The organism is Coleofasciculus sp. G2-EDA-02, from assembly GCF_040226375.1.
GTDB lineage: Bacteria > Cyanobacteriota > Cyanobacteriia > Cyanobacteriales > Coleofasciculaceae > Coleofasciculus.
In genome coordinates, this window is sequence record NZ_JAVKEW010000204.1 from 1 (window position 1) to 11886 (window position 11886).

The following is an 11886-nucleotide window of genomic DNA, read 5'->3' on the forward strand; positions in this document are numbered from 1 at the left end:
ATATTATATATAGTAGATACCTGCGTGGTCAATTGTGTGTACCGATGAAAACAGAAAGACTAGATATCAGATTAACTAAGTATGAAATGCGACAACTAAAGGAAGAGGCTACCAGGCGGGGAATGAGCAAGTCTGAGTTGATCACAAGCTTGATAAGCTGTAACGCATTTAATTTGATAAGGCAATCTAAGCTATCAAAGGGTTTCAGTAGCTAAATTATTGGATTTAGCTGCATAGCAGCTTAGCTCGTTTAAGATCACCTTTGTAATTTGGTCATCTACGTCCCTCCGATGACCCGCCTCATATCCCACACCTAAAAGGATGTGGGTTTTACGGCGCTTGCTATAAAGCGTGATTGACGCGGAGAAAATGACCATCGGGCGAAACCAGTGCTTCACCGGTTGCGGCATCATCAAAGGCACGTCTGAAGCGTTCTTCACTCTCCCGGAGTTTTTCCTCGATTTGTTTAAGTTCGGTGATATCTCGCCCTTCTGGAATCAGCAACACCACATTTCCCAGGCTATCCGTCACGGGTTTGAGGGAAAAGTCAATCGTGGCAATGGTATTCCCTACCCCTTGCACATCGACTTTATAGCGGATAAACTCACCTTGAGCAGCTTTGGCGATCGCGTCTTTTAATTGGGCTTGGGTTTGTGGTGAAATCGTCCACCACCGGGCTTGCCAAAAGGGTTTGCCTATTAGCGTACCGTTTCCATCCAAGAAATACATTTTTGCATCTGTTGACCCATGGTTTGTGCATCTGCATGATACCGCCGTCCATGTCCAGGAAGTACCCACTCAAACCGATAGGTAGCCAGACGCCGCATCGAGTTGAGCAATTCTGACCACGAGTACCAGCAGAGATCATCAAAGGCATAGAGTTGATGGAGGCGGTTAGACCAAGCCAGATGGTCACCCGTAAACAGAAACCTTTGCTGGTAGAGTAAAACGGTATGACCTTTAGTGTGACCGGGAACCGGGATAATTACCAAATCGGGGGATAGTGCGATCGCGTCGTGACCGGTTAGCTGAATTTCCACATCACTCGTCTTGGCGGTAATATCATCACTGTGCAGAATGCGATCGCACCCGAAATGCTCTCGAAACTTTTCATGGTCTGCGATATCATCCCGATGGGTAAGATACATATAGCGAATTTCACCCATTTTTTCCAAACGCTTAACCAAAGCTGGCGTAAATCGGGGCGAATCGACTAAAATATTCCCCTGCTCCCGGACAATTAAATAACTCGCCGCCCCATAAGAACTTTCCGCATGATAACCGCAATGGTAAACATTATCCGCGATCGGAATCGGAAAGGTTTCCTGAACCGCTTTAATATCCTGAGGCTTGTCTACCGTACCAATTGAAGCCGTGGGACAGGATAGCAACGCCTGCATCGCTGCTAATCGTTCAGTTTCATTCGTCGGTTGATGGTAAACTGCTGATTGTTCATCTGCCCGATGGAATACGTTTGGTGCCATCCAGCGACAAGTATCACAATCAATACAAGTTTTATCGACATAAACGTCACCCAAAACGTTTTGGGGACGACGTTGATTCAGAGTAGCCATTGTTTTATCTGAGTTTTAACTATCGGATTGGATTAGAGGTGCAATACTTATAAAGTAAGAAATATACAAAAAAATGCCCTCTACCCCAAGGGGAAGAGAGCCAAGTATGGTTTTGAGGTGTGAGGAGCATAATTAAATCGCCAAAAACCTGATCAAACCTCTCTATACTTGAACACCTCGCGTGCGTGAAGACAACAACCGCTTGCATCAGGGTAACGATAGATCATGGACAGCTTATACACCTTCAAATTTAATCACTCCAGTGCCTTACAAGCACTTGCTGATGGGCAAACGGACACGATTGACTACTACGAAGCCAGAATTAAACTGTTTAACGTATCCGTGATGGCAGATTACGACCAACTCGTCTGCCTTCCCACTCTAACGGGGATTGATAAGCACTGGTATCAAATTGAAACCGCCCGCAAAGTCCTCAGACAACTGGGAGGACGCGCCCTTTTAGCCGATGAAGTCGGACTGGGAAAAACGATTGAAGCCGGACTCATCTTAAGTGAATACCTGGCACGAGGTATGATTGAATCTCTGTTAATTCTTACCCCGGCTTCTCTCGTCTCTCAGTGGCAACAGGAATTGCAAACGAAATTTGGTATCGACACCATTACCAGCGACGATAAACAACTCCAACTCAACCGGAGGGAATTTTGGAGTACAAATAACCGACTGATTGCCTCACTGAATACGGCTAAATCAGCGAATCATTTTAACCTAGTCACAGCCCGAAACTGGGATTTAGTCATCGTTGATGAAGCACACCACCTGAAGAATCGCAGCACCCTAAACTGGAAACTCGTCAACGCCCTAAATAAACGATTCATTTTAATGCTCACGGCTACTCCTGTCCAGAACTCTCTGGTGGAATTGTTCAATCTCTTAACCCTGCTTAAACCGGGACTATTAAAAACAGAAGCGGCGTTCAAAAAAGAGTACGTTTCTTCAAAAAATGGACGAGTTCCCAAAAATCCCGAAAAGCTGCGCCAGTTAATGCGGGAGGTAATGGTTCGCAATACCCGTTCTTTAGTTGATGTTCAGTTACCCAAACGCTTCGCTACCACCATCACGGTTACTCCTTCCCAGAGTGAAGAGAAACTTTATCAGGATTTGACCGAGTATCTGCGTTCTTGGGAAATCACTGAACCCGACTCTGGCAAAACCAAGAAATTAGACAAGTTTTCCCGCACCAATCTTTTAATGCGGGCAGGTTCCTCACCTCAAGCTTTAGCCGATTCACTCAAAAACCTTGCTAAGAAATTCCCTAGTGATGAATTAAAACGGTTAACCCGACGCGCCTCACAAATTAAAAAAGTTGAGAAGGCTTTAGCTTTAGTAGACTTACTCAAAAAATCGACTCAAAAAACCATCGTATTTACCACTCATCGAGCCACATCTGCTTACTTAGCCAAAACACTGGAACAAGCGGATATCTCCTTTGCCCAATTTCTCGGAGATATGTCGTTAAAAGAGAAAGACGCAGCAATTGAAGCCTTTCGCGATCGCGTCCCCGTATTGCTCGCATCTGAGACAGGTGGAGAGGGGCGGAATATCCAATTTGCCAACGCGATTGTCAACTACGACTTACCCTGGAACCCGATGAAAATTGAACAACGCATTGGTAGAATCCACCGCATCGGACAGCAACAAGATGTGTTTATCTTCAATTTCTGTCTTCAGGATAGCATTGAGGAATACATCCTGCGAATCTTGCATGATAAAATTAATATGTTTGAACTGGTGGTCGGGGAAATCGAAACTATCTTAGGGAATGTGGATGAGGAGTTTGATTTCAGCGACGCGGTGATAGACATTTGGTTAAAACATCAAGCCAAACCTGAATTAGATACAGCCTTTGAAAACCTAGCCACTGACTTGATCAACGCTAAAGACAAATATCGCCAAATTAGCGAACTCGATGAACAGATTTTTGGAGAAGATTTTGAAGCTTAATTTTAGAAAGCAAATGCTAGAAATCTTCTTTTATGTGTTCCTGATCTGAAAATGGTTTCCAATCCAATCCTGTCTACCCTAGCTCAACTCATCTCCTTACACGAAGGAATCGCCGAACCGGATGGCGAGCAGGTTTTGAATGTACTTTTAACTCAAACGATTGCCAAAGCTCTCGACTTACCTGAAGAGGTAACTTTCGCCACGAGAGCTGATATTCCCGAAAGCCATTTTGTTACTTATCACTCAGCCGTGCTGAATAAGTTTTCTGAACTGCTAGCAGATAGAGGATGTGTGACACAATTAGGCGTGAAATATGAGGGTTATCTCAAAACGACAGGGTTTGAAAAACTGCTACAGCTTCATATTGCACCTCAAAATGGGTTGGTTCGATTTATAGAAGCTAAACCAAAAACCACTCGTTATATCTGGTGCAATGTCGCCTATACAGCCGAAGCAAATGAAAGAAGAATCGGGATGGTTTCCTTTATTATTAATGAGTCAACTGGAGTGACTCCTGTAGACATTGGCGATGCTTTATTTTGGGAAGCTGATCGAATTGATGTTAATGATTCGGAAAATTCAGCCGTGATGCAGTTTGAGGAGTTGTCCAGTTTAATTGAACAGACAGCCGCTAAATTAATTAAAGCGGAGCTAGAGAAGTGGAATGCTAAATTAACCCGAACACTAAGAAGAGATTCAGAACGACTTCATGCTTATTACGGTGCGATCGCGGCTGAGATTGCTGCCAAAATTGAGCATAAAGGATTAAGCGGTGAAGAAAAAGAGAAGGAGTTAGCCAGAATTGAAGCAACTCAAAGGGAATTAGAGCGGAAACTGGCAGATATCAAGGAACGTTATACCCTCTCTGTAGACGCTTTTTTACACAGCGCTATGGTGATTCATCTGCCCACAATCCATATTAATTTTGAATTAGTTAGAAAGAAGGTAAAACGGGCAGTGACAGCGGTTTGGAATCCCTTTACAAAAGTCCTTGAGCCTTTACGTTGTGAAGTATCAGGAGAACCCGTATATGAATTTTATTTAGATGATAAGGTGGCTAAAATCATCTCACCTAGCTGTTGGCATAAGTAGAGACGTTGCAGGCAAAGTCTCTACCAAATGATGTGTCCTAACCGCTATGGCGGTTGCTATAAATTCTACGTTAGACTGCTCGGTATGAACTCATGTTCCTCCCGCCGAATTCTCCTGAACGAATATCCACTTAACTCATCCGACAAACAAATCCCAACCTAACGATGACAACTAACAAAACTAAGCATCCCAGAGATAAGTTTATTACAGTCTATGGCAGAAAACCTGTATTAGAAGCATTATCTAACCAGGATATTGTTATTGATAAAGTCTTAATTGCCGATAATGCCAGAGGAGAATTTATTGATGAAATCATCAAGGAAGCCAAAGAAAGAGGGGTGACAATTTCGCGAGAATCACCTAAATACATTACCAGAATTTCTCGCAACGGTCGTCATGATCAAGGCGTCGTTGTCGATGTGATTCCACCGGCGATGGAAGCATTATCAACTTATTTAGAACGAGAACAATCTCATCCCCCTAATCTTAAACCTCAAACCCGCAAATTATTAGCCTTAGATGGGGTCAAAAATCCCAGTAATGTGGGCATGATTATCCGCACTTGCCTAGCGGCTGGGTTTGACGGAATTATCCTGCCCCGAAAAGGATGTCCTGATCTGAATCCTCTGGTGATTAAAGCCTCAGCAGGTACAGCATTTTATACCAGAGTTCTGCGCTGTGCTGAACTGTCTGAAGCCCTCCAGCAATTGCATCAAGCTAATTATAAAATTTATGGATTGAGCGGCACAGCCACCTTAACACTCTATAACCTATCCTTTTCTCCATTTTCAGTCTTTGTTTTGGGAAATGAAACCGAAGGAATTAACCCCAATCATCACAACTTAATTGATACATGGGTATCAATTCCAATTGACTCCCCAGCCGAATCCTTAAACGTCGCCTCTGCCGCCGCCGTCGTTTGTTTTGAATTGAAACGTCAACATTTAGAGCAGCGTTCCAGTAACAGCAATTGAACCTGTTAACTTGTAGTTAATGTGTAGGTTGGGAAAACGCAAGGAAACCCAACTGATCCCAAATCCGGGTTAGCTACTTATAATCCAGTCCGCGCAGGCGGACGAAAGGGCCAGTGTAGCAGCGATTTCAATCGCCTCCTCTTGCCGGGGGTAATTCAGTTTTTCATATAAAAACAAATTGACTCGGATTAGGAATTAACAGCGTTTGATTCGGCTTAATCTGGGTAGCATTATCCAGATATTGAAAATGCCCCCTGATTGACGTGTGACTAGAAAACCTGTAATATTTCTAGGGTGGCACAGCTAAAACAGTGGAATAAATTGTAGGTTATTTTGACGCCAGCAAATCTCAGAAAATATAGGCTAAAGCCCTTACTACGAACCCAACTATGCGCTTTGTCTTTGGGTATTGTTTGCTTCTGTACCCCTCCTGCTGGCGCTGAAGTGCCTCCTATGCTGACACAGGGGAATAGTCAACCTGTCGAGATGCAGTTGCTAACATCTCCAGAAACGATTATCCAGGAATTGGTTAAAGCCGATGTCGTCTATCTCGGAGAAATTCATAGTAATCCTGACGACCATAAAGCCCAACTGGAAATTCTGCAAGCCCTTTATCAAGAAAATCCCAAAATTGCCCTAGGGATGGAAATGTTCCAGCGACCTTATCAGGATATCCTGGATCAATACTTAGCCGGACAAATTACAGAAACTCAATTGATTGAGCAAACAGAATATGAACAACGCTGGGGATTTCCCTGGGAATACTATGCCCCCCTATTACAGTTCGCTAAAACTCATCAACTGCCTGTTTTAGCATTAAATACCCCCACAGAAATTAGCCGTAAAGCCGCCCGGAATGGCTTAGAAAGTCTCACGAGTGATGAACTCCAGCAGATTCCCCCCCTAGACGAAATTCGCACCGATAATGCTGAGTATCGGCAAATGGTTCAGGAGGTTTATAATCAGCATCAACAGGCAGGTCATGGTAATAGTGATGGCTTTGAGCGATTTTTCACGGTTCAGGTGCTGTGGGATGAAACCATGGCAGAAGGGATTGTCGATTTTCTCACCGCTAATCCAGATTATCAAGTCGTCGTGATTGCGGGTAGGGGTCATATTGTCTATGGCTATGGTATACCCAGCCGAGTTGCCCGTCGCTTGAGTTATCGTCCCTTAATTCAGCGTTCGGTACTGTTCGGTATACCGGAAGACTGGGAGGAAAATGGCGCGATCGCAGATTTCTTTTGGCAACCTCGCTAATATGATCTAAAGAAGCACGTTGCTGTTGACATGCACAACCTACCCGATTCAGCCAATCGCTTGCACTATCAAGGGATTTACCCCTGTCCCATCTGTCGTGTGGGTCAAATTCAAGGAATGCCATTAATGGATGCGATGGCTTGTGAAGCCTGTCGTCATATTTTCGTGGCTGACTTGGAACAGCAATTATTGAAAATGACCGATAGACAGCCTCCCCTCACCTGGCGCTGGAATGGTAAAACCTGGGTTGGGGCGCACCTACAAGGCGTTGAATGGGGATGGGTTACCTGGATTTTTGCGGCGGTGTTTGTGATTCTACCCGCCACGTTAATTGGGGTAGCGGCTTACACCTTCCCGCCCACGCCCGGTAGCCGCTTGGCTTGGCTACCATTGGTTTGGACTGGATTAACCTTTTTATTCCATTTAGCCGTTATCATCTGGCTATTAATGGAGTTTTATCAGTTTCCCCTGGGAGTCTACTTACGAACTCGGCGACGGCGGTTATTAAGGCGTTAAGTAGGGGCTGCTGAATAAGTGTTGTAGTGGGAATCCATGGGCTAGTGTCAGCACTGGCGTTTCATGTTGAGCGCTTTGATGTTTGGGTGAAGGGAAAAATCATTGAATTGGATTGAGCCCCTACGTGGCTCTCGCATTCGCGCCCATATTGATCGGATTTCTAGTCAACCTCCCATCGCGAATGCGAGAGCCCAATCCCCAACCACCCATTCACCAATTAACAAAGGACGATCGCACGCAGCAAAACTGTAACATAAATAGGGGAGTCTCTCTCAAAAGACCAAGGTTCAAGGGTCAAGCCTGTGCAAATTACGTTTTTAGGAACCAGTTCCGGAGTACCAACGCGATCGCGCAATGTGTCTAGTGTGGCACTGCGTCTCCCTCAACGGGCAGAGTTTTGGCTGTTTGACTGTGGTGAAGGCACTCAGCATCAGCTTTTACGCAGTGAAATCAAAACCAGTCAGCTTCGCCGCATTTTTATCACCCATTTGCACGGTGACCATATCTTTGGCTTAATGGGACTACTGGCTAGCTGTGGTTTAGCGGGTAATGTTGATCGAGTTGATATTTATGGTCCGCCCGGTCTCAATGATTACCTAAAAGCTTGCGGCAAATACTCTCATACCCGTTTTTCATTCCCAACTCAGGTACACACCGTTAGCCCCGGTATTATTTACGAGGATGAGGAATATACGGTAATCTGTGGGACGCTCAAGCATCGTGTGACTGCCTTTGGATATCGCATTGTTGAAAAAGATCGTCCCGGACGGTTTGATGTGGAAAAAGCGAAGGCATTGAAGATTCCACCAGGACCTATCTATGGCAAACTTAAGCAGGGAGAAACCGTCACCCTAACTGATGGACGTAAAATTCAGGGCAAAGACTTGTGTGGGGAACCTGAAGTTGGGCGTAAATTTGTTTACTGTACAGATACAGTCTATTGTGATGGAGCGGTAGAACTTGCCCAGGATGCTGATGTGTTGATTCATGAAGCGACGTTCGCTCATCACGATTCTCAATTGGCATTTGAACGGTTGCATTCCACATCAACGATGGCGGCACAAGTGGCGTTAAGCGCTGGAGTTAAGCGGTTAATTATGACCCATTTTAGCCCTCGTTATGCACCCGGAAATGACATTGAGTTAGAGGATTTGCTAGCGGAAGCACAAGCAATTTTTCCGAAGACCAAGTTGGCGTATGATTTCTTAACTTACGAAATCCCCCGACGTCGTGCACCGGAGTTAGTGGTATAGAGGGAGGTCAACAACCCATCGCTAAAAGCGAGGGCTTGAAATACAGCCCTAGTTGACCAGACTTAGGTAGTAATACCTACGTTTAAGGCAAGTGTTAAAGTTCCTACCTTGGGATGTGTAGCTAGTCTCAAGCCCTAGAACTCAAAAGTTAAACAGCCATTTGGGAGGCAGTGCTTTTGAGGTAGTACCGACCTTAAACTTTGTCGAAGCTAACATTACCCGAAAGGAGGCTCACTCGTGAGCAAAGTTTTCGTTCTAGACACCAACAAACAGCCCCTCAATCCTATTCATCCGGGTAGGGCAAGAATGTTGTTATCTCAGGGAAAAGCTGCCGTTTTCCGTCAGTATCCCTTCACGGTAATACTTCATAAGGAGGTACTAAACTCTAAAATTGAACCACTTCGCGTAAAGATTGACCCAGGCGCTAAGACCACGGGGCTGGCATTAGTTAACGACAGCACAGGCGAAGTCATTTGGGCTGCCCAGTTGCAGCATCGCGGATTTCAGATTCGGGAGGCTCTAACCTCTCGTCGCCAGTTACGACGTTCACGACATAACCGCAAAACCAGGTATCGTAAGCCACGCTTCCTTAATCGCACCCGTCCCAAAGGATGGCTACCACCGTCTCTTAATAGTCGAGTCGCCAACATCCTGACTTGGGTTAAGCGTCTGTCGTCACTGTGTCAAATCACCGCCATCTCTCAAGAATTGGTCAGGTTTGACACTCAACAGATGGAGGACGCTGATATTAGCGGAGTTGGCTACCAACAAGGCACGTTGGCAGGTTACGAGATACGCGAGTTTCTCTTAGAGAAATGGGATAGAACCTGTGCCTACTGTGGCGCAAAGGATACCAAGCTTGAGATTGAGCATATTGAACCTCGGTCGAAGGGTGGCTCTAACAGGGTCAGTAATCTGTGTCTAGCCTGCGTTCCTTGCAACCAGAAAAAGAGCAACCAGGACATCAAGGACTTTCTCAAGGGTAAACCTGACCTGCTCAAGCGCATCCTGTCTCAAGCTAAAAGACCTTTGGCTGATACAGCAGCAGTTAACACAACCCGATGGAATCTGTACGAAAACCTCAAGAAAACGGGTTTACCTGTTGAGGTTGGTACGGGTGGACGTACCAAATATAACCGCACCATCCGAGGCTTAGAAAAAACTCACTATTGGGATGCTGCCTGTGTTGGTGCCTCAACTCCAGAGCGGTTAATCACAACAGGGGTTAAACCTTTGTTAATTGCTGCCAAAGGTCACGGAACCCGTCAGCAATGCCGTACTGATAAGTTTGGGTTTCCGGTTCGTTATTGTTCCAGAACCAAATTCCACAAAGGTTTTCAGACAGGTGATATCGTAAAAGCTGAAGTCACTTCTGGGAAAAAGATTGGAACTTATGTTGGTCGAGTAGCCACTCGCGCCACTGGAAGTTTCAATATCTCAACGCCTGATGGGTTAATTCAGGGTATTAGTCATAAATACTGCACACATATTCACAAGAAGGACGGATATTCGTATGCCTTCTAAGTGCTGCCCCTCCTTTCCTCCCTTCGCTGAAAGCGAGGGTCTCCAGGAGGGAGAAAGGCTGATAAAAGAACTGAAGAGCATCTCATCATCCTGTGACATCCTTTTTTTGGTATTTTTGATGAATTAAGCAATTGATGTTAGCTACAAAGTGTATTTATTTTGTAAACTTTTGTCAACAATTTTTACTGAAAATTTATAAACTAGAACTTAATCTTCACACAATCTTTAAACTGAAGCTCTACCAGTGCGAATGTACTACAAAAAGAATATATGGTTTTGAACCGTAGAAATAGTGCAACCCCCACTAAGGAATTTAGTGGGGGACTAAGCTGTTATGCATTTAAATTGCGAATGGGCAGTGACCAAGATGGTTGCACCACAAGGATTTCGCAGTTTCTAACATTATGGTTTAAATGCCAAACAGCCTATCTTACCACATCATCACGGCTGTTTCTCCCGCGCGATCGCTATAGTAGAGGCGGATACGTAACACATAGCGCAGCCCCCGGAATAACTTGACCTGAATCTCAGCATTATAGTCCTCGCCACTATCGTCATCTCCGGTGAGATAACGGAGTTCACCATTAACCTCTTCAAACAGAACCATAACCGTGTCTGATACGCCAAAGGTGCGAATCGTATAGGTTCGTGTCGCTTCGGGTTGGATACGGAAATTCATCTGTTCCCCAGGTGCGATGGTTAAGGGAACCGATTGGAAGGGTTTAAGTTCGGTATAATCCTTCTCTCCTAACAGTGGGTAAAACGTCTTGATCCAAGTTCGATCCCTCTCAGATAACCCAGGTGCTGGAGTTAAACCATTTTTGTACTTGGGCGGTTCTTTAATTAAACCCGCGCCAAAGGGATAGTGCATAATTGAGTCGGGGTCCCAGTTTGACCCTTGCACTGTATCCGGGTTAATTTTACGAATGATATTGTAATAGGTGGTGTCCCGATCCCAATTATTCGGAGGTCCTGCGAGTTCGGCGTAAACGGCTTGTTCATCCCAAACAATACCAGCATTAGGGTTTTGGTGTTCGTGAGGGAATCCTAGGGTATGACCAATTTCATGGATAGCGGTGTCAATTTCCCCAGGATAGCGGGTTAAATCCCAACCAAAGTTCATTGTCCGTTCATCCCGCCCGATAGTTAGAATATCCCTGCCAATATAAGACCAAGCACCATCTCCGCGCAGGAAGCCAATCCGGATTTCTGCCTCGTCTGGTAAGTTCACTTCCTTAAATTCCAGTCCAATACCCACCTGCTTCCAGACATCAAAGGCTTTACGGACAACATTTTTTTCAGTCTCAGTCGTTGCCCAATCCCTTGGCTGATTGAAGAAGTAGTAATGTAAGATTGTGCCGTTCACCCATTTCTGATCCAGAAATTGGATAAGATTGGCACGATTCCGATTGACAATCCCTGACAAGTCACGCGGGGCAACTTCAGGGAGTGAGCAATAGGAATAGTTACCTGCTTCGTCAGGGGGTATGGGGGCAGTTGATTGCTCTTGTTCATTGAATGGGTTTGTATTCGATTGAACCATAAGAATTCTCCTAATGTAATTTAATGAGGCAGGCAGATAAGTAGGTGGACACAATAAAAGTTAACGGTAGCGATTGTCATTCGTCATTCGTCATTCGTCATTTGTCATTTGTCATTTGTCATTTGTCATTGGTACAGTCGGGGCGGGTTTAGTTACATCTGGGTGTAACCAAGAAGATAGTAGTGAAA

The 11886-nt window shown here is 45.0% G+C and carries 10 protein-coding genes; 7 read left to right on the forward strand and 3 right to left on the reverse strand.

Translation table 11 applies throughout. The annotated features are described in order from the left end of the window. Positions 1–342: 342 nt before the first annotated feature. Together RLO19_RS24220 and RLO19_RS24225 are read right to left on the reverse strand one after the other, a co-directional pair. A complete protein-coding gene (locus RLO19_RS24220; protein ID WP_446359958.1) occupies positions 343–729 on the reverse strand; it encodes a PAS domain-containing protein in 387 nt (128 codons plus the stop codon). Further along, complete coding sequence (locus RLO19_RS24225; RefSeq protein WP_446359959.1) at positions 699–1574, reverse strand: MBL fold metallo-hydrolase; 876 nt, start codon at positions 1572–1574, stop codon at positions 699–701. Before RLO19_RS24225 ends, RLO19_RS24220 begins: the two co-directional genes overlap by 31 nt. A gap of 225 nt (positions 1575–1799) precedes the next feature. On the opposite strand from RLO19_RS24225, the gene RLO19_RS24230 reads away from it, so the two are divergent. The 7 genes from RLO19_RS24230 (at position 1800) to iscB (ending at position 10155) form a co-directional block, all read left to right on the forward strand. After that, positions 1800–3536 (forward strand): DEAD/DEAH box helicase, encoded by a 1737-nt coding sequence (locus RLO19_RS24230; RefSeq protein ID WP_446359960.1) that lies wholly within the window; start codon positions 1800–1802, stop codon positions 3534–3536. Between the two features lie 51 nt (positions 3537–3587). After that, positions 3588–4628: a hypothetical protein gene (locus tag RLO19_RS24235; protein WP_446359961.1), complete on the forward strand. Its 1041-nt coding sequence runs from the start codon at positions 3588–3590 to the stop codon at positions 4626–4628. A 164-nt stretch (positions 4629–4792) separates the two neighbouring features. Then, positions 4793–5602, forward strand: a complete 810-nt coding sequence (locus tag RLO19_RS24240; protein WP_446359962.1) for a TrmH family RNA methyltransferase — start codon at positions 4793–4795, stop codon at positions 5600–5602. A 444-nt stretch (positions 5603–6046) separates the two neighbouring features. After that, entirely contained in the window at positions 6047–6862 is an 816-nt protein-coding gene (locus tag RLO19_RS24245) for a ChaN family lipoprotein (protein ID WP_446359979.1), read from the forward strand. A 30-nt stretch (positions 6863–6892) separates the two neighbouring features. Beyond that, positions 6893–7378, forward strand: coding sequence for a hypothetical protein (locus tag RLO19_RS24250; RefSeq protein WP_446359963.1), 486 nt, complete (start codon positions 6893–6895; stop codon positions 7376–7378). A gap of 302 nt (positions 7379–7680) precedes the next feature. Continuing rightward, positions 7681–8631 (forward strand): ribonuclease Z, encoded by a 951-nt coding sequence (locus RLO19_RS24255; protein WP_446359964.1) that lies wholly within the window; start codon positions 7681–7683, stop codon positions 8629–8631. 237 nt (positions 8632–8868) lie between these two features. Beyond that, on the forward strand, positions 8869–10155 hold the full coding sequence (gene iscB, locus RLO19_RS24260) for an RNA-guided endonuclease IscB (RefSeq protein ID WP_446359965.1): 1287 nt from the start codon (positions 8869–8871) through the stop codon (positions 10153–10155). 430 nt (positions 10156–10585) lie between these two features. Here iscB and RLO19_RS24265 read toward each other — a convergent pair whose 3' ends face one another. Continuing rightward, positions 10586–11698 (reverse strand): matrixin family metalloprotease, encoded by a 1113-nt coding sequence (locus RLO19_RS24265; RefSeq protein ID WP_446359966.1) that lies wholly within the window; start codon positions 11696–11698, stop codon positions 10586–10588. Between the last annotated feature and the right edge of the window lie 188 nt (positions 11699–11886).

Coding starts and splice junctions, on each gene's coding strand:
- RLO19_RS24250 (WP_446359963.1), top strand. CDS start 6,893: ATGCACAACCTACCCGATTCAGCCAATCGCTTGCACTATCAAGGGATT.
- RLO19_RS24225 (WP_446359959.1), bottom strand. CDS start 1,574: ATGGCTACTCTGAATCAACGTCGTCCCCAAAACGTTTTGGGTGACGTT.
- RLO19_RS24235 (WP_446359961.1), top strand. CDS start 3,588: ATGGTTTCCAATCCAATCCTGTCTACCCTAGCTCAACTCATCTCCTTA.
- RLO19_RS24265 (WP_446359966.1), bottom strand. CDS start 11,698: ATGGTTCAATCGAATACAAACCCATTCAATGAACAAGAGCAATCAACT.
- RLO19_RS24220 (WP_446359958.1), bottom strand. CDS start 729: ATGTATTTCTTGGATGGAAACGGTACGCTAATAGGCAAACCCTTTTGG.
- RLO19_RS24230 (WP_446359960.1), top strand. CDS start 1,800: ATGGACAGCTTATACACCTTCAAATTTAATCACTCCAGTGCCTTACAA.
- RLO19_RS24240 (WP_446359962.1), top strand. CDS start 4,793: ATGACAACTAACAAAACTAAGCATCCCAGAGATAAGTTTATTACAGTC.